Source organism: Ruegeria sp. S84, from assembly GCF_056583445.1.
Map to the genome: position 1 here is coordinate 152387 of NZ_JBWPVF010000001.1, position 26752 is coordinate 179138.

A 26752-nucleotide genomic window follows, 5' to 3' on the forward strand; every position below is an offset into this window, starting at 1 on the left:
GTTCCCGGCCCCTTATCTTAGGTGTTGCTATAGATGACAGGGAAGCGCCCACCGGCAAAGGGAGCACCCGGTTTCAGGTCGTCATCATGCAGCCATTCAGTAACGCTATCGCGCGGTTCATAGGTGGCACCTTCAACGGCAAAACGTACCGCATATCCACGCCTGCGACGGGTCGAGGTGCGGTTGCCCATCGCCGAATGCACAGTCATTCCATCGAAGGCCAGGGCATCGCCAGGTTCCATCTGTTCATGATGGAATATGTCATATTTAGTGCGATCCGCCTCGAAATCGGGCATGTCGATATAGTCCGGGTTATCCTCTTCCAGATAGTGAAGAAACTTGCCAAGCTGGTCAGTTTTGAAAGGCCGGTATTTTGCGCCCCAAGCGTGCGAGCCACGGACAAATTCCAGCGCTCCATTGTCTGGGTCGACAGGATCAAGTGCGATCCACATTGTCATGATGGGACCGGCCACAGGCCAATAGGGCTGATCTGTATGCCAGCCGGTCTGGGTGCGTGTGCCAGGTTCTTTCACGAAAATTTGGTCATAGATCAACGAAGTCCAGGGGCTGCCCGCCACCTCGGCCACTCGCTTTCCAATATCTGAGTTCAGACAATAGTCCTGAAAGACACTCGGTTTTTCACGCATATTTTTATAGGCAAAATACCGGTCACCCTTTTTAACCTCTTCGTCCACGGCATCACGCAACTTGTTTAACCAATCGTCCCTGAGGATGTTTCTCAATAAAACGACGCCGTCGCGCGCATACGCTTGCTGAACAGTATCTGTATCCGGTGTGTTAATCATAGTTCTTCCATCCATAGCTTCCGCCTCATTTCCCGGCGGGTTTGAATTCAGGCGCAAAGCGCCACGGTCTGCATGGAGTCAGATAGAGGGTGAACTGCGGCAGTTTATGATGAAGCAGGGCCAGCGGGATCGGGCCGACCATTTGCCAGCAAGATTCCGATGAAACTGTTCAATTTTGAAGGTCATGCGCCATGGTAGCCCCCGACCTTTGATTGCCCAAGCAGCTTTTGCGTAATGGTAAATATATTTATTGACGATATATTTTTTCTGATAAATATTGTGCTTGTTATGCAAAAATATTCGGCATTTTCACTCGCCCGTAACGCGATTTCTGGTCATAAGAACTGGTCCCGAGCCTGGCGGAGCCCGCCGCTCAAAGACCGGTACGAGGTGGTGGTGATCGGGGCAGGGGGTCACGGGCTGGCCACGTCTTACTATCTGGCCAAAGAGTTTGGCATAACCGACGTCGCCGTGCTGGAACGGGGCTGGTTGGGTGGCGGAAACATAGCGCGCAACACGGTTACGATCCGGTCAAATTACATGCGTGACGAGTCGATCCCGTTCTACGTCAAATCCGTCGAGATGTACGAAAGGCTGACGCAAGAGCTGAACTTCAACATGATGCATTCCAAGCGCACCATGGTGGATGTGGTGCAGACCTGGCCCAAACTGCGAGAGTTGCGGCGTCGGCAATTGGTCATGGACATTCATGGCTCGACATATGAACAGATCACGACAGACGAATTGCGCAAACGCATACCTGCTCTGACAGGCGGTGGGCCAGATGCGCGCCTGCCGATCATCTGCGGAATGGTCCACACGGATGCAGGTGTAAACCGTCATGATGCGGTGGCCTGGGGCTATGCCCGCGCGGCGGATGCGATGGGGGTGGAGATGCACCAACAGACCGCAGTGCAAGCATTGATGCGTGGCCCTGATGGGCGCATCGAAGGTGTCGAGACCAATCGCGGCACCGTACGGGCGAAAAAGGTTGTGGTGGCGGTGTCGGGCCATACCACGACATTGACCGAGACAGCGGGGCTCAAGCTGCCATTGCGCACGATGAACCTGACGGCCTTTGTGTCCGAGCCTGTGAAGCCCTTGGTGGATGTCATCGTAAATTGCCCGGACAGTGGGTTTTATTTCAGCCAGTCTGACAAGGGCGAGATGGTGATCGGCGGCGCTCCTGATATGGGGCAAAGCTTTCGTCGCGACATCAAGCAACATGTGTTCGAAGACACTGTGACCGCGATGCTGTCGCTTTTCCCGAGCTTCAAGAAACTCAAACTAATGCGCCAATGGGGTGGGCATCTTGATATTGCCCATGATGCCTCGCCCATCATGGATCAGACTGAGGTACCGGGGCTGTTCGTGACCGCTGGATGGTGGGGCGGATACAAAGCCATTCCTGCGGGCGGACTGACGCTTGCGCATCTGGTCGCCAAAGGCGAGCCGCATCCGCTGATGGCCTCGTTCACTTTAGACCGCTTCCGCCATCTGGAATTTGTGATGGAAGCCGGCACCACAACGGCGAGATAGGAAGGGACAGGATCATGATGCTCATCCCCTGCCCATTCTGTGGCAAGCGCAATGAAAGTGAGTTCGTCTATGGCGGCCCGGTCGGTGCTACTCGACCCGATGCCAACGCCGTCAGCGATGCTGATTGGGTCGAATACCTGACCATTACGCCCAACCCGATGGGGCCTGTGCAAGAGCGGTGGTGGCACGCTCGGGGCTGTGGCAAGTGGCTGACAATCTGGCGGGATACCGTGAAACATGACATTGTGGAGGTGCCCGATGGCTCAGATTAATCGCCGCGCAGTGGGTGGTCGTGTTGAACGAAGCCGCCCTCTGACGTTCCGGTTCAATGGGAAAACTTACGAAGGGTTCGAAGGGGACACTCTGGCCTCGGCCCTGCTGGCGAACGGGGTGCGAGTAACAGCCCGTAGTTTCAAGTACCACCGCCCACGCGGCATTGTCGGACACGGTCCCGAAGAGCCAGGAACGCTTGTGGAGCTGGAAGGCGAGGACGCCTCGGGCAACCGTCCAGCGACCACGGTTCCATTGCGCGAAGGGCTGAACGCAAGCTCGGTCAATTGCTGGCCATCGCCCGAGTTTGATCTGGGCGGGATCAATCAATTGATTGGCCGTTTTATTCCTGCGGGCTTCTACTACAAAACTTTCAAATGGCCTAACTGGCATCTGTTTGAACCATACATCCGCAAGGCGGCGGGGCTGGCAGCAGCGCCTGCTCATCCGCCTTCATCGGGGCATTTCGAAGCGCGCTACGCTCATGCAGATGTCTTGATTGCAGGTGCAGGTCCCGCCGGCCTGCAAGCTGCACTTGAGGCTGGTCGGGCGGGCAAGCGTGTCTTCCTCGCAGACGAGGGAACCGAAGCGGGCGGCAGCCTCCTGAACCGCACCCTGACCATTGGCGGGCGTCCGGCGATGGATTGGGTGGGCGAAGCGGTTGAAGAACTAAGCCAAATGGCAAACGTCACCCATCTTCAGAACGCGACCGTATGGGCCTATCGCGAACACAACCTACTGATCGTCAATGAACGCGAGCCGGATCAGGCCAGCATTCTAGAACGCAACTGGCGGGTCCGTGTTGCTGAGGTGGTGATCGCCACCGGGGCTACGGAACGGTCGATGGTGTTTGCCAATAATGACAGGCCGGGCGTCATGTTGGCCTCATCCGTGCAGGCCTATGTCAATCGTTGGGGCGTGACACCCGGTCAGAGTATGGTTCTGTTCACCAACAACAACAGCGCTTACGCAGTGGCCGCCGATCTGGTCGCAGCTGAGGTAACGGTTAACGCGATCCTCGATAGCCGCGACACGGTTCCAAGGGAAGCTCTTGATCTGGTGTCGGGGATAACCGTCCATGCCGGAACAGTAGCCGCCGATATCCGAGGGTACAAAAGCATCCGTGCTGTCAAGGCCGTTCCCAAGTCCGGGGGCGCAGGCACCTGGATCGACTGCGACTTGCTGGCTCATTCCGGCGGTTGGAATCCGACGGTGCACCTGTGGTCTCAGTCCCGCAGCACACTTCGGTTTGATGAAGAACTCGCTGCGTTTTTGCCCGATCAACCGATTCAATCCTGTCGGGCCGTCGGCGCGGCGGCGGGGGATCTCACACTGGATCGGATCATCGATGACGGTTCAGAGCTGCCTTATTCGATTGAACCGCTATGGCGCGTAGATGTGCCAGGGCAACGCGGAAAGGCATTCCTGGATATTCAGAACGATGTTGCGGTCAGCGATGTGCATCTGGCGCTGCGTGAAGGATATGACAACGTGGAACATGTCAAACGCTACACCACTGGCGGGATGGGCGTAGATCAGGGCAAGACGGGCAATATCAACATTATTGGCACCGTTGCTTTGCAAAAGGGCGTTCCATTGCAAGATGTTGGCACGACGACATTCCGCTCTCCCTACACGCCGGTCTCATTCGGTGCGATTGGGGGGCTGCGTGAGGACTCGGTGTTGTTCCCCTACCGGCACACGCCGGTGACCCAATGGAACAAGGATTATGGCGCAGTGATGTATGAGGCTGGTGCCCGATGGCGTCGTCCGGGGTTTTTCCCCAAACTAGGTGAGGGCCTGCAAGAGGCGGTGAACCGGGAATGCCGCGCGGTGCGTGAAGGCGTTGGCGTATACGACGGTTCGCCGCTCGGCACGTTCGAGCTTAAAGGGCGCGATGCTCCGCGCTTTCTGGATTTTCTGTATTCGAACATCATGTCCAGCCTGAAGCCCGGCGATGGTCGCTATGGTCTTATGTTGTCGGATGACGGTCTGATCATAGATGACGGGGTGGCCTTTCGGCTGGATCAGCACCGCTGGATGATCTCGACCTCAACGGGCCATGCAGACGCCGTCAACCAGCACATGGAAAAGCTGCTTCAGACCGAGTTTCCTGACTGGCAAGTCATGATCACAACTGTGACAAGCCAGTGGAACAACGCCACCATTTGTGGACCCCGCGCGCGCGATGTCATGCTCGCGCTGTGTACGGATATCGATCTGTCGCCCGAGGCATTCCCCTTCATGTCGTTCCGGGACGGTACGGTTGCGGGGTTCCCTGCGCGGGTTGTGCGCGTCAGCTTCACAGGTGAGCTATCCTATGAGGTCAACGTTGCCCCACGCCACATGGCCGCCTTGTGGGACAAGGTGATGGAGGCTGGTGCACCCCTTGGTATCCTGCCTGTAGGATCGGAATCCAGCCATGTCTTGCGTGTGGAAAAAGGCTTTCTTTCGCTGGGGCACGAGGTCGACGGTACCGTGGACGCCTATGACCTGGGCATGGGTTGGGCAATGTCGAAGAAAAAGCCCGACTACCTAGGCAAGCGCTCGGTCCACTTGCGCCGTGAAGCGGTAGGGGAACGCCGGGAATTGGTCGGCATCTTGCCCGAAGACCCTGACAAGCAAGTGCCCGAAGGCGCGCCACTAACCCCTGAAGGTCGCAAAGAAGCGACCGAAGGATTGGTTACCGCCTGCGTCTGGAGCGTCGTCAACAATCGCTGGGTTGGCCTGGCGTTGCTGAAGAACGGGCAGGAGCGACACGGGCAAACCGCGCATGTTCGGCTGAAAGACGAGGTGATCCCGGTGACCATCACAAAGCCTGTATTCCATGACCCCGAGGGTCAGCGCCTGAGGTCCTGAGATGAGCTACGACGTCAAGATCGAACGCCAAACCCTGAATGCGCTGTTTGACCTCAAAGGGGATCCCGAGGTCGTTCAAAATTGGGCCGAATTTTCTCTGCCAAACCGCCCCAACACAAGGGCGATGCAGGAAGCGTTTGAGGTATATCACATTGGACGCAATCACTGGATTGTACGTGCTTCGCTGGAACTGGAAGAGGCACTGGAAGCTCAGCTCAAACCAACGGATTGCCCTGCGGACATCAGTATAGTGCGGATATCGGACACCCTTACCTTCTTTAGTGTCGCCGAACCCCAAGCCGCTGAAGTGATGGCTATTGCCTGCCCGCTTGATCTGCATGTCACTGCTTTTGATGAAGACGCAGTAACCTATTCCGAGTTGTTTGGCCTAAAAGCACTTGTGATGCGCTGCGAGGCTGGTTTTGAGTTTGCGGTTGAACAGAGTTTTGGCGACATGGTTCAGGATTATCTGACCCGAGCAACTGCCTGACGCAATTCGAAGCAGGGGCGGTTTACGCCTTATGGCTATTCATTACCTCGCCGGTCTATATGCATATCGTCCAGGAACAGGGATCAGATAAGGACATAGCGGACTTATCGAAAGTCATTGGCTGGCACAAAATCCTTTGTGAAGTGTTGCTTTTAGACGGGACATCGCGCCACAGGTGCAAGGCTTGCAAGTTCCGGTCATTTAGTATACCGCCGCATACAATTAGGATCCTCGGGCGTTCATAACGTCTTTGAGCCCCTGCTAATCGAGCCACATATACCGGAACGAGCCATGAGCCTTTACACCAACTACCTCGACGAAATTGAAGCCCGCAAAGCGCAGGGTCTGCATCCGAAACCGATTGATGACGGCGCGTTTGTCAAAGAGCTTGTTACACAGATCAAGGACGTCGATCATGCGCATCGTGCGGATTCTCTAAACTATTTCATCTATAATACGCTGCCCGGCACGACCAGCGCCGCTGGCGAGAAGGCACGTTTTTTGAAAGAGATCATTCAGAGCGAAGCGCTGGTTGACGAAATTTCAGTACCCTTTGCCTTTGAACTGTTGTCGCACATGAAAGGCGGTCCTTCGGTTGAGGTTCTTCTTGATCTGGCTTTGGGTGGTGATCCCGAGATCGCAAGGCAGGCGGCTGAAGTGCTGAAAACACAGGTCTTCCTGTATGAGGCTGATACGGATCGTTTGAAGGAGGCGTTTTCTGCCGGAAATCCGGTCGCGCGCGACATTCTTGAAAGCTATGCGCGGGCCGAGTTCTTCACCAAGCTGCCCGATATCGAGGAAGAGATCAAAGTTGTCACGTATATCGCTGCCGAGGGCGATATTTCGACTGACTTGCTGTCGCCGGGCAACCAAGCACACTCGCGCTCGGATCGGGAGCTGCATGGCAAGTGCTTAATCTCGCAGCAAGCGCAAGACAAGATTCAAGAATTACAGCGCCAGCACCCAGATAAACGCGTGATGCTGATTGCTGAGAAAGGGACAATGGGCGTTGGCTCGTCCCGGATGTCGGGTGTCAACAACGTTGCGCTTTGGACCGGCAAGCAGGCCAGCCCATATGTGCCATTCGTAAACATTGCCCCGATCGTGGCCGGCACGAACGGTATCTCTCCGATCTTTCTGACCACCGTTGGTGTGACGGGCGGGATTGGTATCGACCTGAAAAACTGGGTCAAAAAAGTCGATTCCGAGGGGAATCCGATCCTCAACAATGACGACAGCCCTATCCTGGAGCAAAAGTACTCGGTCGAAACCGGGACAGTGCTCACGATCAATACGAAAGACAAAAAGCTTTATGACGCCGATGGCGCCAAAGAGCTTGTTGATATTGCCTCGTCCTTCACTCCGCAAAAGCAGGAGTTCATGAAGGCCGGCGGATCCTACGCCATCGTGTTCGGCAAGAAGTTGCAAACATTTGCAGCACAGACACTGGGAGTCGAGCTGAAGTCGGCATTTGCGCCGTCGAAAGAGATCAGCCGAGATGGACAGGGCCTGACCGCGGTCGAAAAGATCTTTAACCGCAACGCTTTGGGAGTAGCGGAAGGCACGGTCTTGCACGCCGGGTCGGACGTACGGGTCAAGGTCAACATCGTAGGATCGCAGGACACCACTGGTCTGATGACCTCGCAAGAGCTTGAGGCGATGGCGGCGACCGTGATTTCTCCAACCGTCGATGGGGCGTATCAGTCCGGTTGCCACACCGCCTCGGTCTGGGACAAGAAGGCGCAAGCCAACATCCCAAAACTGATGGCGTTTATGAACAATTTCGGCCTGATCACAGGGCGCGATCCCAAGGGTGAATATCACTCGATGACCGACGTGATCCACAAGGTTCTGAACGATATCACCGTGGATGATCGCGCCATCATCATTGGGGGCGACTCGCACACGCGCATGTCCAGAGGTGTGGCTTTCGGGGCGGATTCGGGCACCGTTGCCTTGGCACTGGCCACGGGCGAAGCAACCATGCCCATTCCGGAATCCGTGAAGGTGACGTTCAAAGGCAAAATGGCCGATCACATGGATTTCCGCGACGTGGTCCACGCGACACAGGCTCAGATGCTGAAGGCTTTCGGCGATAACGTGTTCCAAGGGCGTATTATCGAAGTTCATATCGGAACCCTTCTGGCGGATCAGGCTTTTACCTTCACCGACTGGACGGCCGAGATGAAGGCGAAGGCTTCGATCTGTATTTCCGAAGACGAGACCCTGATCGAGTCACTGGAAATCGCCAAAGGTCGGATTCAGATCATGATCGACAAGGGCATGGAAAATGAGGCGCGGACCTTGCAAGGCCTGATCGACAAAGCCGACGCACGCATTGCCGAGATCAGATCCGGCGCAGTTCCAGCCCTGAGGCCGGATGAAAATGCCGAGTATTTTGCCGAGCTGGTCGTTGATCTGGACGAGATCAACGAGCCCATGATCGCCGACCCTGATGTGAACAACGCGGATGTCTCCAAGCGTTATACGCACGATACGATCAGGCCTGTTTCCTACTACAAAGGGGAAAAGAAAGTGGATCTGGGATTTGTCGGGTCTTGCATGGTCCACAAGGGTGATCTGATCATCGTATCGCAGATGCTTAAGAACCTTGAGAAGAAGGAGGGCAAGATTGAATTCAAAGCCCCTCTGGTCGTCGCGGCACCAACCTACAACATCGTTGATGAGTTAAAGGAAGAAGGTGAGTGGAGCATTCTTCAGGAATATTCCGGTTTCGAATTCGACGATCTTTTCCCCAAGACATCAGCGCGAACCGAATACGAAAATACGCTGTATCTTGAGCGTCCGGGCTGCAATCTTTGCATGGGTAATCAGGAAAAGGCTGAGAAAGGTGATACTGTTCTGGCGACATCTACCCGCTTGTTCCAAGGGCGTGTTGTCGAGGACTCGGAAGATAAGAAAGGTGAATCCCTTCTGGCTTCCACACCGGTAGTTGTACTTTCTGCCATCCTCGGGCGAACTCCGAAAATCGAGGAATACAAGGCCGCTGTCGAAGGGATCGACTTGACCCGCTTTGCACCTCCGGTCGCCAAGCCCGCAAATTCCAATTCGGCACATTTCTGATTGGAGAAGGCCGGTCGCCGCTCAGGCGCACCGGCCTTATGCTGTTTAACAGGATCCACTCTGAATCAATAAGCTAGCAATACTGGTTTTGCGGTATGAGATTTTGGCCCCCTTAGGTAGAGTGCCACGCTGGAAATCTAAGACAATACAATGCGAGTAATCCGCAATCGCGCATCGCATTTCTAGCAAAGAAAGTACTGTCGTCGCAGCATTTACCAGCCCGCGGATATTTCGACCCCAAGGCCCTTTCCACTAAAAAGCCCTGTGCGTTTCACGTCCTCGCGGCGCCATGGAAGTTCTCTGCTTCCGCGTTTGCAGCGCGAAGCATGAAGGCGTGTTCTGAAGCAACGAAGATCATGGTCACCCCATAGTCGCGCAGCTTGAGTCCGGCTTCTGCGCTGGCTGCAAAGGTCATCAGCGTCTTGCCATGTGCTTTGGCTGCATCGCCCGAGCGTCGCATTGCATCAAGAACCTGTGGGTCGGACTGATCAGTCACGCCGTAGCACACCGCAAGATCTGCAGGCCCTACAAAAATCCCGTCGATGCCCTCGGTCGCGGCGATATCATCGACTTCTGCGACGCCTTCTGGTTCTTCGATTTGGGCAATGATAATTGTCTCTTCTTCGCTTTGCTTGAGGACATCAGCCATGGATCGAGTCGCAAACCCTGCCCACCGGGTTGATCCGGCATAGCCGCGACCACCATGGCCAAAACGACCCTCGCGCGCAATGCGACGGGCCTTTTCGGCGCTGTCAACATGCGGCACAACAATACCTGTCGCGCCACTGTCAAGCGCCTTGAGAATCTCGTCCGCCGACCCAGTCGGCACCCGCACCAACGTCGGCAACCCCAGAGCCCGGGCGACGGCGAGGCAAACATCCAACCGACCCCGGTCAAAGGGTGCGTGTTCCGCATCCAGGCACAAGAAGTCCAGTTTTGACTTGGCAATTATCTCGACCAGTTCATGGGCTGGTGTCTTGAGAAACGTTCCGACGAAAGGCTCGCCAGAAAGCATGCGTTGTTTGAAATTCATGGGAAAGTCCTGACGGTTTTGTTTGGGCGGCACATGGCAATTGGCAGCCAAGCGGTTTGGAAACATCGGCCATAGCGTAGAGCATTGACGTTGGCAGGGCCAGACTATCGAACAGTCGTTATTGCGTTTTCACCCGAAACGCTGTTCTTGTCGAGGCTTGCCGGTAGTGTTGGCAGGCGCAACTCTGAAAAGGTGTTCACATGGTATTCGATATCCGTTCCAAATGCTTCACAGATCTGGTGCACCCTGACGCTCAACTAGAAGAAATCGCTAGCGGTCTGGGGTTTACCGAAGGGCCAATATGGCACCCCGAAGAGCATTGGCTGGTATTCTCGGACATTCAGGAGAGCCATCAATACAAGTGGAGCGAGGGTGAGGGAGTTCGCGTTTTTCGCACCCCATCCAACCAAGCAAACGGAAATTGCTTCGACAAAAGCGGGGCAGTGATCTCTTGCGAGCACGCCAGTTCGCATTTGGTACGCCATGATCACGGCGGCAAGCGGGTTACTTCGATCGCCACGCATTTTGATGGCAAAGAACTAAACAGCCCCAACGATGTTATCTGCGACTCGCACGGTCGGATTTGGTTCACTGATCCCAGTTTTGGTCGTATCCGAGAGGATCTTGGCATTCTGAGAGAGCAGGAACTGCCGGTGCAAGGCGTGTTCCGGCTGGATCCCGACGGCACGTTACACCTTGTCGCGGATGATTTTCAGCAACCCAACGGGTTGTGTTTGTCAGCTGACGAAACAAGGCTGTTTGTCAATGACAGTTGGGGTGGCCATGTCCGCGTCTTTGATGTCGCCGCTGATGGCTCGCTGACCGGTGGGGTGGTCTGGGCCGATGTTGTTGGCGATGGGGCAGGGGTACCGGACGGTATGAAGTGCACCCGCGACGGCCAGATTTTGTGCAATGGTCCCGGCGGTGTACATCTGTTTGATGCCCAAGCGCACTGCCTTGGTGTCATTCTGACGCCGCAGAAATCTACCAACTTCTGCTTTGGTGGAGCCGAGTTCAGCATGCTGTACATCACTGCCAGCACGTCCGTTTACCGTATTCCGACCAAAATGATCGGCCTGCCTATGATCTAAGAACCACCGTGGGTCATGCGGTCCAGAATATCGACACCCTGTTGCTTCCAGAAATGAAGCAGATCGATGAAAATCCAGTTCTCGGCCAGTTTATCACCTTTGCGACGATAAATGTCTATCACCCGGAACTCACCGGCTTTGTCAGTGGCAGGCATCCCCATGAACCCGCCGATTGGTCGGGCGGTAAAGTTCGGCCAGCCGAAAAAGCCGCCATAGTGGCCCTCGGCAATGCGGCAGATATGGTTGGTTTTTGACCGGTCGGCAAACCCAGCACGGAACGGGCCAGCATGTTGTTTGGCGTACCGTTCGATTGTGTAGGTCGCACCGATACCGGATGGCCCCCACCAGATCATGTCTTCGCACCATGTGCGGCGCAACTCATCTTCAAGGCTGAGCCCGCTGTCCCACCGCCCAAGATCGGAGATCATCGCGTTGATAGCGGCCAATGTCTTTTGGCCGTCTTCGGCGGGTTGAGGCGTGAACATCAGGCCATCATGGGTCATGGGCCCGGGCTGGACAAGTTCTGCAGCGGTCTGCGGCGGGAAGGGCCGCAACCCAGCCTGCATCATGAAATGCGGGATGTCGAAATACATCGCGGTTTCGACAATCTTACCTTTCTCAACCCTGTTGAACTCGCAATAGCGCAGTAAGGCCATTTTTCCGGTTGGCGCAATGCCCAGCCAGTCCTTGTCGAACAGCCCCATGAGATGGCCCATCGAAACAACCCAGACTGAATTGAACCCGTCGATTTCATTTTGACCAGCTATGAAAACGTCCATCCGACGCTGCAAGTTAGTTAGGCTGTGATTCAGCGGCTGCCAGAATTCTTGCGCCACGTTGCTAGCGCCACGCTGCTCGTTGAATGGGTGAAAGCCGCGCCACAGGAGGTCCTCGGCGCAATACTCAGAGATCACATCAGAGAGGCCTGATTCCTCTGCTTCGCTCAGAGCTTTGTAGAATTTCAGGACGATTTCTTTCTCGGCTTCGTAAGACATATTTTTTACTTTCAATGCTTTGCCCGGAGGGAAGCGTCAGTCTTTAGCAAGATTGCGGGCGCTTTTGCATTCGCTTGCAAAAAATACTTGCCAGATGTTCCTTTGGATGTCTATGCTTTTGCAAACGTATGCACTCAGGTGCAACTGGGAGGACAGTATGGCCGAGATTCAACTGCGCAATGTTGGAAAACGTTGGGGTTCGTTTGTTGGAGTGGACAATTTCGACCTGACAATATCCGACAAGGAATTTCTGGTGCTTCTCGGCCCGTCGGGTTGTGGCAAGACCACGACGATGCGCATGATCGCAGGTTTGGAAGACGCAAGCGAGGGTGATATTCTGATCGACGGTACCCGCGTCAACGATATGGAGCCAAAAGACCGCGACGTCGCAATGGTGTTCCAGTCTTATGCTTTGTATCCGAACATGAATGTCTACGAGAACATTCGTTTCCCGCTGAGGGTACGTGGCATCGACGCTTCCACCCATGACGAAAAAGTGCGCCGTGCGTCGGCGATGGTAGAGTTGGACGACTTTCTGCATCGTAAGCCGGCAGAGCTGTCAGGAGGGCAACGTCAACGGGTGGCTCTGGCGCGTGCGATTGTACGCGAGCCCAACGTGTTCCTGATGGATGAGCCGTTGTCCAACCTTGACGCAAAACTGCGTGTTTCGACTCGCGCGCAGATCAAGAACCTCAGCCATGAACTAGCCGTGACTACGATTTATGTGACACATGACCAGATCGAGGCGATGACACTGGCCGATCGCGTGGTGATCATGAAGCAGGGTGTTGTCCAACAGGTTGGCTCTCCGACGGCGATCTACGACGAGCCTGCGAACACGTTTGTCGCCAGCTTTATCGGCAACCCGGCGATGAACCTGGTTGATGGCGATGTTCAGGGCGGTGTGTTCCGCGCGCAGAATACCGAAGTGCATGGTCTGAATGCTCCGGATGGCCCAATAACTTTGGGTTTCCGCGCCGAGGACGCCAATGTCGTAGAAAGCGGGGGCGAGATTAACGCGCCCATCTATACGCAGGAATTGCTGGGGGACAGCACCATGGTCTCGGTTCGGATCGGCGGAGCGCTGGTCTCGGTCAAGGCCGACAAAACCTATCGTGCTGAAATCGACGATCAGGTGTCGATTCATATCCATACCGATCACTGTCACCTGTTCGATGCGCAAACCGGCGCGCGCCTTGAGATCTGAGAGACGAAAACCAATCCCGCAATGACGGGACAATCTCGGGTGCAGGCTTCGAAGATGCACCCAATCACCTAGGGAGGAATCAAAATGTTTCTAAAGAAAATCGCATTGGCCGGGTCACTGACCGCCTTTGCTGCGAGCGCGGGTTATGCCTGCGAGATCACGGATCGGGTCAACATCGTCGGCAACGAGTTTGCCGCCATTCAGGCTGTGGCCGCCGCCGCAAAGGAATGCACGGGCGCAACTGTTGAATCCAACCTGACATCCGAACACCAAACCATCAACGTGGCCGGTCTGTCGGGCAATCCGTCGGAATACACCTCAGCCATCATCGCCAACAGCTCGATTGTGGCGTTGATGAATGAAGACGTTATCCGACCGCTCAATGACCTGGTCGAAAAACATGGTCAGAACCTGCAGCCGGGACAGTTGATCAAGATCGGCGATGACATCATGGCCATCGCCTTCATGGCCAACGCTCAGCACCTGATGTACCGCAAGGACGTTCTGGAACAGGCAGGCGTCGAAGTGCCGACCACGTATGAAGAACTGCTCGAGGCGGCCGAAGCCATTCGCGCGCAGGGCATCATGCAAAACCCGGTTGGCGGTGCTTATGCTGCGGGATGGAATCTGGCGCAGGAATTCAACAACATGTTCCTTGGCTATGGAGGTACTCATTTCAAGCCTGGCAGCGCAGAGCCCAACGTCAATACCGAGGCCGGTGTCAAAGCGCTGAACATGATGAAGGCTTTGTCCGAGTATATGAACCCCGACTTTCTAACCCATGATTCCAATGCCACTAACGCGGAATACCGCGCGGGCAATGTGGCGATCATGAATATGTGGGGGTCACGGGCGTCACAGCAGACCACAACCGAAGGTGTCTTGCAGGAAGTAATCGATGGCCATGCCATTGCAGCGCCGCTGACCGTGGGTGGCGGCACGACTCCGGCCTCGACCCTTTGGTGGGACGGATGGACCGTCGGCAAGAACATCTCGGATGAAGAGGCTGAGGCGACTTTTGTCGCGATGACGCATGGCGTCCGCCCCGAAATGTTGAACGATGAAACCACGCCGCTGGCAGTCTGGTTGATCGAAGGGTACGAACCCGCAGACGACGCGCAGGGTGTATTTGACGCTGCCAAAATGGGCACGACGCCTTATCCGATGCTGCCCTACATGGGTTTGATGCACAGCGCACTTGGCAATGAACTTGCCGATTTCATGCAGGGCAAGGAAAGCGCTGAACAGGCGCTGGCCGATGTCGAGGCCGCCTATCGCGCCGCGGCAATCGAACAGGGCTTCCTACAGTAAAACGCCCCTCGCGGGTGCCCAATTCGGGCACCCGCCCAATCAAGCCGACACGGGAATTGCGACATGCGCCATAAGACATTCCTTTGGTTTTTCCTGCCCACAGGACTTGCAATGCTGCTGTTCATTGCAATGCCCATCGTCTCGGTGGTGATCCAATCCATTTACGCCCCACACCCGGCGGTTCTGGTGGAAGTCGAAAACTGTACTCCGCTTGTCGGGTGCACAACCGAGACCACCATCGATCAGGAAGCCACCGCAGCGCTTCGCGCCGAACAACCATTGGGCAGATTTGTGGGGCTAGATATCTACTTTGATCGCGGCCACCTGGCGATACAGGAGGTTGGCGAAATCTGGGCGGCGAGCGATACGTGGGGCGACCTTTTCTCAGAGGTCGGAAACCTGCCCTTCTATCGGGCCATGGCCTTTACGCTGACCTTCACATTCATTGTGACACCCCTCACGATCATTCTGGGGCTGGTGATTGCGCTGGCGGTCAACTCACTGCATCGGCACCTCAAGGGTTTGATGATCTTCTTCTCGCTCTTGCCCATGATTGTGACACCGCTGATCGGCTCGCTCATTCTGTTTTGGATGATTGACAGTCGTGGCGTCATCGGCAACGCCCTTGTAAACTTGGCTGGAGATCCGGATTTCAGTCTAAAGGCTTCGACCGGGCTGATGTGGGTGGCGCTGATGGTTTATGGCGTCTGGAGTTCGGCCCCCTTTGCCTTCGTGGTGTTCTATGCCGGTTTGCAAACTTTGCCCAAAGATCAGATCGAGGCGGCCCAGATCGATGGGGCAACCCGCTGGCAACAGGTCAAATTCGTGGTTGTTCCCCATCTCATGCCCCTGGTTACGTTTGTTGCGCTGATCCAGTTGATGGATAATTTCAAGGTGTTTGAACCGATAATTGGCTTCAGCGCCGGTGCCCATGCGCAATCGCTCAGTACTTTCATCTTCAACGACCTCGGCGGTGAAACGCGACAGCTGTCCTCTGCAGCCGCTACGTCTGTGATCACGATTATCGGGGTCGCCATTCTGTTGTCGCCCGTGCTTGTCCGCACCTGGCGTGACTTCAAAGGAGCAAGATAACATGGCCAGCCGTGCGCAAAGAATGCCCAAAAGCCTTCGGATTGCTTCGACGCTTTTTGTGATCCTTTGGTTCATCCTGGCCGCTTTCCCGTTCCTCTGGACGGTTTGGGGGTCGTTCAAGGTAGAGCTGGATTTCTTCTCGATCGCCGATTGGACCAACGCCTTAACCGGCGCGCGGACCGAGGCAGTTTATGGCTCACCCTTTACCACCACCGGTTACGAAGGGGCTTGGATTCAGGAAGAATTTTGGCGGAATGTTCTGAACACGGGGATCGTTTGCGTCTTTGTGGTCGCCATCTCGCTGACCATCGGAACGCTGGGGGGCTATGCGCTTTCGCGGTCGAGCTATAACTACACATTCTGGCTTTTGATCACGGCGCTGATCTTCCGCGCGATGCCGCCGATCACGTTGGTTTCGGGTTATCTGTTGCCCTTCTTTGAATGGAATATCTGGGGGATACTTCCGACGACAATTATCGTACTTGTCGCGATCAACCAGCCGTTCACCCTGTGGATGCTACACGCCTTCTTCAAGAACATCCCCAGCGAGCTTGACGAAAGCGCAAAGGTCGACGGCTGCAACCAGTTTCAGGCCTTCCGCCGCGTGATCATTCCGGTGATGTGGCCGGGTGTGATCACCACGGGGCTGTTCTCGTTTCTTCTGGCCTATAACGACTTTGCCGTTGGGGCGATGCTGTTGTCAGAAAGCAACCGCACAATGGTTCCAGCCATCGCCGCGTTCCTTGGTACAACGCAAACCGAGGGCAACGTAATGTTCGCCGTTGCGGCCGTGGTTTCTGCGACGGTTCCGCTGTTCATCTTGGTGATGTTCTTCCAGCGTCAGATTGTGGGCGGTTTGACCGCCGGGGCTGTGAAAGGCTGACGCTGATGGGACGCACGCATCCTCAGTCCGTATTTGCCCATGCGCACGCAGCCAGCCTGAATATGGCTGCGTGCCGGGCAAGGCGACCAGGGCGAATTCCTTTTGCTTTGATGCGCGCAGGGCCTTGCGGGGCGTTTCTCCGCAGACGCCTTGAACAGATCCTACAGAGACAAAGTTAATGGAACGCCTCGACCGTAAACCCTTTCTGAATTTCATCGCCGCGCAACGCCATCCAGGCAATTTCCGGCCGGCCTATGAGGGATTCTTCGCCCCCGGTGCACATGTCAACGTGGTGCATCCTTTCAACGAGGTCGCGGGTGGCCTCGGGCTGCACGATCACGTCATCGCCCCGCTCGCAGCCTCCTTCGATGGGCTTTTTCGGCGCGATGATATCGTCATGGCCGGTGTATTTGAAGGACAGGGCTGGATCAGCGCCACCGGCTATTTCGTCGGTCGGTTCTCGCGCGACTGGCTTGGTATCCGCGCCATAGGTGAGCTTGCCTATCTGCGCTTCGGCGAGTTCCACCGTATGCAGGATGGCAAGGCGGTGGAGAGCTATATCTTCTTCGATATCCCAGAACTGATGCTGGCTGCAGGGCAATGGCCGATCACCGATAGCCCGGGCAAGACCCGTGGCTTCACCGGGATGATTCAGGGTCCAGCAAGCCATGATGGCATCTTGACCACGCCGCAAGACCCAGTCGAGGGGGCCAAGAGCTATCGTATGGTCACAGAAATGCTGGCCAAGCTTGCCACCAAGAACGAGGCCTGGCGCCCGTTCTGGCATGACAACATGGTCTGGTACGGCCCCGGCGCCTTCGGTTCTTTCGTCGGGCTCGAGAGTTTTGCAAGCTTCCAGGTGCCTTTCGAGGCCACCTTCGAAGGTTGGTCCGGAGGTAGTGCGGGAAATGGCATGACTGCGCATTTCACCCGCTTCGGCGAAGGCAATTACGTATGCTCGGGTGGCTGGCCTTCCTTGACTGGTGTCCAGGTGAAACCCTTCCTCGACCAGCCCGCAAGCGAAAAACGCGTCTTCATGCGGGTCTGCGACTGGTGGCGTCGAGAGGACGATCTGTTGGTCGAAAACTGGGTTTTCGTCGACATCCCGCATGTGTTGTTGCAGCTGGGATATGACCTTTTTGCCGACATCGCCGAGCAAGCCGCATGAGCAGCTCTGCAAGACATAACGCCGTTGGCCGCCACCCGGCGCTCAACCGGATGCCGAGGGATTTTCTGTCAGCTGATTGAGCTACCCGATGAAGACAGAATTTCTATTGGCACCAATACAAGGATGAGAAAGATGAAGGGTTCCCGCCCGGAACAGGCCGTGCTGACACGTGATACGGACCTCGACAAAACAGAAGACACCCGCCGTGTGATTGAAACCATGGTGGATGGTCTGAACGATCACCGCATAGATGACATCGGCGAATTCTTCTCGGAAGGCTTCCGCTGGATGGGCAATGAGGGCTGTGGCACAAAAACTGGCCTGAAAGAGTTTCAGGACAATTGGCAACGCCCGTTTCAGGCGGCTTTTTCGGACAAGACCTGCATCGACGAAGCGCGCCTTTACATGGGCGAATGGGCGGCTGCGTTTGGCCGACAGGAAGCAACCCATTCGGGTGAGTTCCTGGGGATCGCCCCCACCGGAAAGCGGGTCGAGATCCGATATATGGATTTCTGGAAAGTGGTCGACGGCAAGATCGTCGACAATTGGGTGAATGTCGATTTCGCGCATGTAGCGGCACAGCTGGGTGTCGATCTGTTTAACGGCGAAGGCTGGGAAGCATTTGACCGGGGTGAGAAGTCTCCGCCCCGGCCTGAAACTAAGGATTAGGACAATGACAATCGAGTATCTGAAACGTGGTAAGTCCGATGCTGACCGAGCCGAGGATGACGCCAAAACACGCGCTGTCGTCGAAGCGACACTGAAAGACATCGAAACACGTGGCGATGCTGCGGTACGCGAGCTAAGCGAGAAGTTCGATAACTATTCGCCAGCATCGTTTCGGTTGTCTCAAGACCAGATCGACGACCTGATCAATCAGCTAACAGATCGAGAGCTGGCGGACATCAAATTCGCGCAGGAGCAAGTGCGCAACTTTGCACAAGCTCAGCGCGATTCGATGCTGGATATCGAAGTTGAGACTCTGCCGGGCGTCATTTTGGGCCACAAGAACATCCCCGTACAATCGGTGGGCTGTTATGTGCCCGGTGGCAAATTCCCGATGGTGGCCTCGGCGCATATGTCGGTGGCGACCGCCTCGGTGGCGGGCGTACCACGCATCATCGCCTGCACCCCTCCGTTTCAGGGCAAACCCAATGCAGCGGTGATCGCCGCCATGTATTTGGGTGGGGCGCATGAGATTTACGTGATGGGCGGCATTCAGGCTATCGGCGCCATGGCGTTGGGAACCGAGACGATTGATCCGGTTCATATGCTTGTCGGTCCGGGCAACGCGTTTGTCGCAGAAGCCAAGCGACAGCTTTTCGGCCGCGTCGGTATCGACCTGTTCGCCGGCCCGACCGAGACCATGGTAATCGCAGATGAGACCGCCGCTGATGCCGAGCTATGCGCGACCGATCTTCTGGGTCAGGCCGAACATGGTTATAACAGCCCCTGCGTTTTGCTGACCAACTCGCGCAAACTGGCCGAGGACACGATGGCCGAGGTCGACCGGCTGCTGGGCATTCTGCCGACAGCGGGCACTGCAAAAGTGTCGTGGGAGGAATATGGCGAAGTGATCGTCTGCGATACGTATGACGAGATGCTGCAGGTCGCCGATGACATTGCATCTGAACATGTGCAGGTCATGACCGATCGCGACGACTGGTTCCTTGAGAACATGACTTGTTATGGCGCATTGTTCCTTGGACCGCGTACCAATGTCTCGAACGGTGATAAGGTAATTGGCACCAATCACACGCTACCTACCAAAAAAGCTGGCCGCTATACTGGTGGTCTATGGGTAGGTAAATATCTGAAAACACATAGCTATCAAAAGGTTCTGACTGATGAGGCGGCAACCTTGATCGGCGAATATGGTTCGCGCCTATGTATGCTCGAAGGTTTTGTGGGGCACGCCGAGCAATGTAACGTCCGCGTAAGGCGTTACGGCGGCATCAATGTCCCCTACGGCGCGCCTGCACCCTACAGGGACGCCGCAGAATGAGTGACAGGCATACTGAGCACAAGACCCTGATCGCACAGGTCAGGGCTGCGATGTATGACTTTACCGAAGCCGGTGTCCGGCAGGCGTTGGATAAGATTTGTTCTCCCGACGCTGTGTTCCATCTGAGCTATCCGTTTGGCGACACCAAAGGGATTAATGCTTATTACGATTGTTGCTATCGCGATCTTCTGACCGCATGGCCCGATCTTGAGCGCCGCGATTATATCGTCATGGCTGGACCTGATGAATTCGGGGCTGATTGGGTTGGATGCGGCGGGTACTATACCGGCACTTTCGCGGGGCCATGGCTGGAGATTCCGCCGACAGGCCATCAGGTCACCATGCGGTTTCACGAGTTTTACCGGATCGAAAATGGCAAAGTCGCCGAGGTGCAGGCGCTTTGGGATATCCCCGAAGTGATGATGCAAGCGCAGGCCTGGCCCATGGCACCCGGTTTGGGGCGGGAATGGCATGTTCCGGGACCAGCGACGCAGGACGGGCTGGTGCCCGGCCCGTATGACAAGGCCAAGGGCAAAGAGACCTGCCAGCACATTGTCGACATGCTGGATCATCTGACCAAACATCCCGCAGAAGGTGGTCCGGAGGTGATGGAGTTGGAGCGGTTCTGGCATCCTCGGATGAACTGGTACGGCCCCTCGGGGATCGGCACAGGGCGGGGTATTGCGGGGTTCCGTAATTGGCATCAGATTCCATTCCTCAACGCAATGCCGGATCGCGGGCAGGATGTAGATGACATCACCTGTCATTTCTTTGGCGACGGTGACTATGCGGCTGTTACGGGTTGGCCCAACATGATCCAGACTGTCACCAATGATGGCTGGATGGGGATCGCACCGTCGGGCAAGAAGATCACGCTGCGCAGCCTCGATTTCTGGCGGCTTGAAAATGGCAAGATTCGCGAGAACTGGGTTTTAGTTGATCTGCTGGATACCTATCGCCAGCTTGGTGTTGACGTCTTTGCCCGTTTGCGAGAGTTCAACAAGGCGCGCGCTCCGGGCCGCATTCCATTTCCGGTTGGCGAGGTCTGATATGTCCCAATTTCCCAGCACCCCAAGTTTCAATCTTAACGGCAAACGCGCATTGGTCGCGGGCGCGTCGTCCGGTATCGGCATGGCCTGTGCCGTGGCGCTGGCAGAGCATGGTGCCGAAGTGACACTGGCGGCGCGGCGCAAGGATGCGTTGCAGGATCTGGCAACAGAGATGACCGCTCGGGGATGGTTGGCGAACATACTTGAACTGGATGTTTCTGACGTTGCAGGCACTGCTGATGCGGTGGCGCAAAACGGGCCATTTGATATCCTGCTGAACTCGGCCGGTCTGGCCCGACACAGCAGGGCCGTGGACACACGGCCCGATGATTTTGATGCGGTAATGGATGTCAATGTCCGGGGGGCCTATTTTCTGACCCAAGCGGTGGCAAAAGGATTGTTAGAAGCTGGGCGCCCCGGATCGCTGATGAACATCTCCAGCCAGATGGGCCATGTAGGCGGGCGGGAAAGGGCAGTCTATTGCGCGTCAAAATTCGCAGTCGAAGGCTTTTCCAAGGCGATGGCGCTGGAGTTCGGTCCTGCAAAAATTCGGGTCAACACGATCTGCCCAACTTTTATTCTGACCGATTTGACTAAGTCGACTTTTGATGACCCGGACAAGCGCGCATGGATATTGGACAAGATCAAGTTGGGCCGCCCGGGCGAGATCGAAGACATCATGGGGGCAGTGGTTTATCTTGCCTCGAATGCATCGGCTTTGGTGACAGGCACCGCGTTGATGATAGACGGAGGTTGGACAGCAGACTGATGGCGGCGCAAAAAGTTACATCCATGGAGGTCGCCCGCCTCGCCGGGGTCAGCCAGTCTGCCGTTAGCCGTGTGTTCACTCCGGGGGCGTCAGCCTCGAAGAAGACGATTGAAAAGGTGCGTCAGGCCGCCAAGCAACTGGGCTATCGGCCGAACGTCCTTGCGCGTGCCGTAGTGTCCGGCAAAAGCCGGATCATTGGGCTTGTTGTGGCGTATCTGAATAATCAGTTTTATCCTGAAGCACTGGAAAGGTTGACGAATTCGCTGCAGGAGCGCGGCTACCATGTGATGATATTCATGGCGTCGAACCAAGCCGAAAACGTCGATAGCGTGGTCGAGGAATTGCTCGACTTTCAAGTCGACGGCATAATCGCGGCATCGGTGGCACTGTCGTCGACCTTGTATGAACGTTGTCGGACCGTGGGTGTACCGATGGTGTTGTTCAATCGGGCACAGGATGACCTCACTATGTCATCGGTTACATCCGACAATGTCGCCGGTGGCCGAAAGGCAGCCGAGTTTCTGCTGGCTGGCGGTCATGAGAAGATCGGATATATCGCCGGATGGGAGGGCGCTTCGACCCAACGCGATCGCGAAGCGGGATTCGTAGCGGCCCTGCAAGAGGCGGGTGTCAAACTGCACGCCCGTGGAGCCGGGAACTTCATCGCTGAACAGGCGCGTGAGGCAACGCTACGCATGTTCGCGTCCGATCCACCGGACGCTGTGTTCGTGGCCAATGATCACATGGCGATCTCTGTGATGGACACGCTGCGGTTCGAGTTGGGCCTGCAAATTCCGGCCGACGTCTCGGTTCTGGGATATGACGATGTCGCCGTTGCCTCTTGGCCAGCCTACAATCTGACAACTATTCGTCAGCCTGCCAATCGGATGGTTGCCGAAACCGTCGATATTCTACTTAGCAAGATCGAAAATCCCGCTGCTGCGCCGCGCCGCACCGAGATTGACGGACCTTTGATCGTTCGCGGCTCCGCCCGCATACCTGAAGGATGGAAGACATGAAGGGATTTGATCCCAAATTCAAAGATTTCCCGGATTATATCATCGGCATCACCAAAGAGATTTGGGAAGACCGTGGCATTGCGACTCTGCATCAATATTACAGCCCAGACATCGTCGTCCGCTCGCCCGGTTCGGTTGTGTTGGGTAACCAGAATGTCATTGGTGCAACAATGGCCACGTTGGCCGAGTTCCCCGACCGTCAGCTGCTGGGCGAGGATGTGATCTGGTCGGGCACCCCGGAAGAAGGCATGCTGAGCTCGCATCGTATCCTGTCGACCGCCACGCATCGGGGCAATGGTGTCTACGGCAAAGCCACCGGAACACGCTTGCGATACCGAATTCTGGCCGACTGCCACGCCATCGACAACATGATCGATGACGAATGGCTGATCCGAGATCAGGGTGCGATTGTCCGGCAAATGGGCTGGGATCCCAAGGAATATGCCGCCGATCTGATAGCGCGTGAAGGTGGGGCCGAGGCCAGTGTGAAGCCTCTGTCACCCAAGAACGACATCGAAGGCCCCTACAAGGGGTACGGCAATGACAATGAATGGGGACACCGCCACGCGGATCTGCTGACACGGATAATGAATGCAGATATGGGCGCGATAGAACGAGAGTATGACCGAGGCGTGCATACCGAATATCCCGGCGGTGTCACGGGCCATGGCTGGGATTCGGCTGATCGGTTCTGGATGTCTTTGCGTGCAGCCATGCCAAGCGCAACGTTCACCATCCATCATCAGATCGGGCGCGATGATCCGAATATGCCGCCCCGCTCGGCCCTGCGCTGGAGCTTGCATGGCAAGCATGACGGTTGGGGCGTGTTCGGCAAACCAACAGGTGCTGAGTTGTATGTGCTGGGGATCAGCCATGCCGAATGGGGCGAGTTGGTTGGAGGCGACATCAGGCTGCGACGCGAATGGACCTTGTTCGATGAAAACGCGGTCTGGAAACAGCTTCTGTTGGAAACCGGGGATCTCTGATGCCTCAAACGCGCGTCGCATTGGATGCCAGTGAAGGAACCCGGCGGTACCACGGCCACCGGGCGTCCTTGCGGGCGCGGCGGCTGAATAATCGCCCTCCAGGTGCATGAGGATCGAGACCTCTTGTACCAATTCAATGAACGGAGACTATTATGAGCACGATCCAACAACGCATTGTCCGCTACGGCGAACTGCAGCCTTGTAAAACCGCATTTATTGACGCGCACACGCCCGGTTCGGACCAGAAGGAAAACTTTACCATCGTAGGCGGTGGCGTATCCGAAAGCCCCGATCAGCATGTCCACATCAACGACAAAATCGGTTTCAATATTGGCGCGGCGGGACAACCTCCGAAATGCCGGAATTCGCTGCACAGCCACACCACGGCCGAGGTGTTCTTTGTCGCCAAAGGACGTTGGCGGTTCTTCTGGGGTCGCTATGGCACTGCGGGTGAGTTTATTGCCGAGGAAGGTGACATATTTAACATTCCAACTGGCATCTTTCGCGGTTTCGAAAATGTCGGGCAGGATTATGGGATGATCATGTCGATCCTGGGCGGCGATGATGCGGGTGGCGGTGTCACCTGGGCACCACAGGTGATCGAAGACGCGCAGGCGCATGGGCTGATGCTGGGCGACAATGGCGTGCTGTATGACAGCAAGAAGGGTCAGGAACTGCCCCACAACGTGCGCCCCATGCCGCTGCTGACCGAAGAAGAGCTTAAGAGCTATCCGGAAGTTCCGGTCGAAGATGTTATCGGCAAATATGTGGCACGCTATTGGGATCTGATGGCGCTTTCCGCTAACAAGCCAGCCAAAGTTATTGGCGAAGATGCCCTGATCAAGGATAAGCCGGGGTTTGAGGTCGATTTCCTCGGACACGGCTCTTGTTTGAACGAACCCGTCGCGGCGCATATGCCCGTCGTCCTCATGCCTGCGAGTGGTCATTGGCGGATTACAGTCGATGGCTATGAAACAACTTTGTCCGCAGGCGATACAGCGCTGGTTCTGTCAGGTGAAAGCTACAGTATCGTGCCCTCAATGACCGGAGAGGCCGGTCTGTATCGTATCACGGCAACGGACGATCCCGCCGGTGCTACCTGGACCGGTGCATAAAGGCAAAGTTGCGCGCTCCGATCTTTTTCGGGGCGCGCAGTATGTGACCCGTGCTTCACTTTGGACTCAGCACAGGGAAGTAATTGAATTGGAGATGACAAGATGACCCGAATTTCAACCACCCATGTGGGAAGTCTGCCGCGTAGTCAGGAAGTCGTCGATTTCATCTTCGCGCGTGAGCGGGAGGAACCGTTCGATCAGACAGATTTTGATGCCTGCATGACGAACGCGGTGTCCGAGACCGTAGGCAAACAGGCTGCAGCGGGGATCGATATTGTATCGGATGGCGAGACCTCGAAAATCTCTTACGCGACCTACGTCAAGGACCGCTACACCGGGTTTGCAGGCGACAGCCCGCGCAACGCTCCGGCTGATCTGAAGATGTTTCCGGGCTTTCTTCAACGTTTGGCGAATGATGGCGGAACTCCGCAATACGCGCGGCCCATGTGCGTAGGCGATGTGCGCTCGAAAGGGCAGGGCGAGTTGCAGAAGGATATCGACAACCTCAAAAGAGCCATGGTTGAGCACGGGATTGAGCGCGGATTTATGAATGCTGCCAGCCCGGGTGTGATCTCTCTTTTTCTGCAGAACGACTATTACCCGACGCGCGAGGCGTATCTGGCCGCGCTGGCCGATGCGATGAAATCCGAATATGAAACCATCGTCGCGGCGGGCCTGGATATTCAATTGGATTGTCCCGATCTTGCCCTGTCGCGCCATATGCTGTTCACCGATCTTTCTGACGAGGAATTTGTTAATATTGCCGAAATGCATGTCGAAGCGCTGAACCATGCATTGCAGGATGTGCCCGCCGACAAGGTTCGGGTTCACATCTGCTGGGGCAATTACGAAGGTCCGCATTGCTGCGATATCGGAATGGACAAGGTGTTCTCGACTTTGATGTCAACCAAGTCGCGCTATGTGCTGTTTGAAACCTCGAACCCGCGCCATGCACATGAGTGGACAGTGTTCCGCGAACGCAAGTCCGAGATACCTGATGACAAGGTACTTGTGCCGGGCGTGGTCGATACCACCACGAACTTTGTCGAACACCCTGAATTGGTCGTGCAACGTCTTGAGCGGTTCGTGAACATCGTGGGAGCGGAGCGGGTGATTGGCGGATCGGATTGCGGTTTTGGCACTTTTGCGGGGTTTGGCGCTGTCGATCCTGATATCGCCTATGCCAAACTGGGTGCGCTGGCCGAAGGGGCTGCTCTGGTCAAATGACACCACTTGTCCTTTTGCCGGGCATGATGTGCGATGCTCGGCTATTCTCGCCGCAAATTGGTGCATTGTCTGGCAGATATCCGATATTTGTCGCCCCCATTGGTGCGCATGATACGATGCGGGCTCTGGCCGCCGAGGTTTTAAGACACGCGCCCGACCGGTTCGCATTGGCCGGTCTTTCCATGGGAGGCATTGTTGCGATGGAAATGCTGCGGCAAGCACCGGGGCGTGTAGCGGGGATGGCGTTGATGGACACCAACCCGCTGGCAGAGGTGGATCAGGTTAAGGCAAGGCGTGAGCCCCAGATAGAGGCGGTTAGAAACGGTCGGCTAAGCGATGTGATGGCCGAGGAAATGAAGCCCAACTATCTGACCGATGGCCCTGATCGACAGGCAATTTTGGACCTATGCATGGATATGGCTATGGCCTTGGGGCCGGAGATTTTTGTTAACCAATCCAAGGCCCTACGAGATCGCCCGGATCAAAGTCACACATTGCGCGCTTTCAAGGGATCTGCGCTGGTCCTTTGCGGCCGTCATGATGCGTTATGCCCAGTCGAACGCCACGAATTGATGCATGACCTGTTGCCGCAAAGCCGGTTGGAAGTCATCGAACACGCGGGCCATTTGCCAACTCTGGAACAACCGCAGCAAACCACGGCGGCGCTGCTGCGCTGGCTGGAGACAATCGAAGCAATCTAAGCCGGATTTCCGCAAGGCCGTAGATAGCCCTGGTGGAAACTGACTACGATATT

The 26752-nt window shown here is 56.0% G+C and carries 23 protein-coding genes; 20 read left to right on the forward strand and 3 right to left on the reverse strand.

Annotated features, from left to right (window positions below; all coding sequences use genetic code 11):
* Positions 1–17 precede the first annotated feature (17 nt).
* On the reverse strand, positions 18–821 hold the full coding sequence (locus AC1DFB_RS19445; protein WP_480735147.1) for a phytanoyl-CoA dioxygenase family protein: 804 nt from the start codon (positions 819–821) through the stop codon (positions 18–20).
* Positions 822–1094: 273 nt separating this feature from the next.
* Here AC1DFB_RS19445 and AC1DFB_RS19450 point away from each other — a divergent pair, with 273 nt between their 5' ends.
* The 5 genes from AC1DFB_RS19450 to AC1DFB_RS19470 all read left to right on the forward strand — a co-directional run bounded on the left by AC1DFB_RS19450 (position 1095) and on the right by AC1DFB_RS19470 (position 9048).
* Entirely contained in the window at positions 1095–2345 is a 1251-nt protein-coding gene (locus AC1DFB_RS19450) for an FAD-dependent oxidoreductase (protein WP_480922802.1), read from the forward strand.
* A 14-nt stretch (positions 2346–2359) separates the two neighbouring features.
* Positions 2360–2617 (forward strand): sarcosine oxidase subunit delta, encoded by a 258-nt coding sequence (locus tag AC1DFB_RS19455; RefSeq protein ID WP_480922803.1) that lies wholly within the window; start codon positions 2360–2362, stop codon positions 2615–2617.
* A complete protein-coding gene (locus AC1DFB_RS19460; protein ID WP_480922804.1) occupies positions 2604–5474 on the forward strand; it encodes a 2Fe-2S iron-sulfur cluster-binding protein in 2871 nt (956 codons plus the stop codon). Before AC1DFB_RS19455 ends, AC1DFB_RS19460 begins: the two co-directional genes overlap by 14 nt.
* Before the next feature lies 1 nt (position 5475).
* Positions 5476–5964, forward strand: coding sequence for a sarcosine oxidase subunit gamma (locus AC1DFB_RS19465; RefSeq protein WP_480922805.1), 489 nt, complete (start codon positions 5476–5478; stop codon positions 5962–5964).
* Positions 5965–6255: 291 nt separating this feature from the next.
* Positions 6256–9048 (forward strand): bifunctional aconitate hydratase 2/2-methylisocitrate dehydratase, encoded by a 2793-nt coding sequence (locus AC1DFB_RS19470; protein ID WP_480922806.1) that lies wholly within the window; start codon positions 6256–6258, stop codon positions 9046–9048.
* Positions 9049–9319: 271 nt separating this feature from the next.
* Here AC1DFB_RS19470 and AC1DFB_RS19475 read toward each other — a convergent pair whose 3' ends face one another.
* Positions 9320–10081, reverse strand: a complete 762-nt coding sequence (locus tag AC1DFB_RS19475) for an aldolase/citrate lyase family protein (RefSeq protein WP_170801586.1) — start codon at positions 10079–10081, stop codon at positions 9320–9322.
* A gap of 200 nt (positions 10082–10281) precedes the next feature.
* On the opposite strand from AC1DFB_RS19475, the gene AC1DFB_RS19480 reads away from it, so the two are divergent.
* The gene (locus AC1DFB_RS19480; protein ID WP_170801587.1) at positions 10282–11172 is read left to right on the forward strand and encodes an SMP-30/gluconolactonase/LRE family protein; all 891 of its coding nucleotides are present in this window, start codon (positions 10282–10284) and stop codon (positions 11170–11172) included.
* Here the strand turns inward: AC1DFB_RS19480 and AC1DFB_RS19485 are convergent.
* Positions 11169–12167 carry an ester cyclase gene (locus AC1DFB_RS19485; protein WP_480922807.1) on the reverse strand — a complete coding sequence of 333 codons (999 nt, stop codon included), beginning with the start codon at positions 12165–12167 and terminating at the stop codon, positions 11169–11171. The two genes, AC1DFB_RS19480 and AC1DFB_RS19485, sit on opposite strands and share 4 nt — an antisense overlap.
* Positions 12168–12324: 157 nt before the next feature.
* Between AC1DFB_RS19485 and AC1DFB_RS19490 the strand changes: the two genes are divergently transcribed.
* The 14 genes from AC1DFB_RS19490 (at position 12325) to AC1DFB_RS19555 (ending at position 26699) form a co-directional block, all read left to right on the forward strand.
* A complete protein-coding gene (locus tag AC1DFB_RS19490; protein ID WP_170394099.1) occupies positions 12325–13374 on the forward strand; it encodes an ABC transporter ATP-binding protein in 1050 nt (349 codons plus the stop codon).
* A gap of 84 nt (positions 13375–13458) precedes the next feature.
* Positions 13459–14685 carry an extracellular solute-binding protein gene (locus tag AC1DFB_RS19495; protein ID WP_170801589.1) on the forward strand — a complete coding sequence of 409 codons (1227 nt, stop codon included), beginning with the start codon at positions 13459–13461 and terminating at the stop codon, positions 14683–14685.
* 63 nt (positions 14686–14748) lie between these two features.
* Positions 14749–15777, forward strand: coding sequence for a carbohydrate ABC transporter permease (locus tag AC1DFB_RS19500; protein ID WP_170394095.1), 1029 nt, complete (start codon positions 14749–14751; stop codon positions 15775–15777).
* Position 15778: 1 nt separating this feature from the next.
* Positions 15779–16660, forward strand: a complete 882-nt coding sequence (locus AC1DFB_RS19505) for a carbohydrate ABC transporter permease (protein ID WP_170801591.1) — start codon at positions 15779–15781, stop codon at positions 16658–16660.
* A gap of 178 nt (positions 16661–16838) precedes the next feature.
* Positions 16839–17828 carry a nuclear transport factor 2 family protein gene (locus AC1DFB_RS19510; RefSeq protein WP_480922808.1) on the forward strand — a complete coding sequence of 330 codons (990 nt, stop codon included), beginning with the start codon at positions 16839–16841 and terminating at the stop codon, positions 17826–17828.
* A 132-nt stretch (positions 17829–17960) separates the two neighbouring features.
* Positions 17961–18497: an ester cyclase gene (locus tag AC1DFB_RS19515; RefSeq protein ID WP_170394089.1), complete on the forward strand. Its 537-nt coding sequence runs from the start codon at positions 17961–17963 to the stop codon at positions 18495–18497.
* A gap of 4 nt (positions 18498–18501) precedes the next feature.
* Complete coding sequence (gene hisD, locus AC1DFB_RS19520; RefSeq protein WP_170394087.1) at positions 18502–19833, forward strand: histidinol dehydrogenase; 1332 nt, start codon at positions 18502–18504, stop codon at positions 19831–19833.
* The gene (locus AC1DFB_RS19525) at positions 19830–20882 is read left to right on the forward strand and encodes an ester cyclase (RefSeq protein ID WP_480586047.1); all 1053 of its coding nucleotides are present in this window, start codon (positions 19830–19832) and stop codon (positions 20880–20882) included. Before hisD ends, AC1DFB_RS19525 begins: the two co-directional genes overlap by 4 nt.
* A gap of 1 nt (position 20883) precedes the next feature.
* Positions 20884–21651 carry an SDR family NAD(P)-dependent oxidoreductase gene (locus AC1DFB_RS19530; RefSeq protein WP_480922809.1) on the forward strand — a complete coding sequence of 256 codons (768 nt, stop codon included), beginning with the start codon at positions 20884–20886 and terminating at the stop codon, positions 21649–21651.
* Complete coding sequence (locus tag AC1DFB_RS19535) at positions 21651–22670, forward strand: LacI family DNA-binding transcriptional regulator (RefSeq protein ID WP_170596428.1); 1020 nt, start codon at positions 21651–21653, stop codon at positions 22668–22670. Before AC1DFB_RS19530 ends, AC1DFB_RS19535 begins: the two co-directional genes overlap by 1 nt.
* The gene (locus tag AC1DFB_RS19540; RefSeq protein ID WP_480922810.1) at positions 22667–23656 is read left to right on the forward strand and encodes a nuclear transport factor 2 family protein; all 990 of its coding nucleotides are present in this window, start codon (positions 22667–22669) and stop codon (positions 23654–23656) included. Before AC1DFB_RS19535 ends, AC1DFB_RS19540 begins: the two co-directional genes overlap by 4 nt.
* Before the next feature lie 152 nt (positions 23657–23808).
* Positions 23809–24771: a cupin domain-containing protein gene (locus AC1DFB_RS19545; protein ID WP_480922811.1), complete on the forward strand. Its 963-nt coding sequence runs from the start codon at positions 23809–23811 to the stop codon at positions 24769–24771.
* A gap of 102 nt (positions 24772–24873) precedes the next feature.
* Complete coding sequence (locus tag AC1DFB_RS19550) at positions 24874–25998, forward strand: cobalamin-independent methionine synthase II family protein (protein ID WP_170801596.1); 1125 nt, start codon at positions 24874–24876, stop codon at positions 25996–25998.
* On the forward strand, positions 25995–26699 hold the full coding sequence (locus AC1DFB_RS19555; protein WP_170801597.1) for an alpha/beta fold hydrolase: 705 nt from the start codon (positions 25995–25997) through the stop codon (positions 26697–26699). Before AC1DFB_RS19550 ends, AC1DFB_RS19555 begins: the two co-directional genes overlap by 4 nt.
* Positions 26700–26752 lie beyond the last annotated feature (53 nt).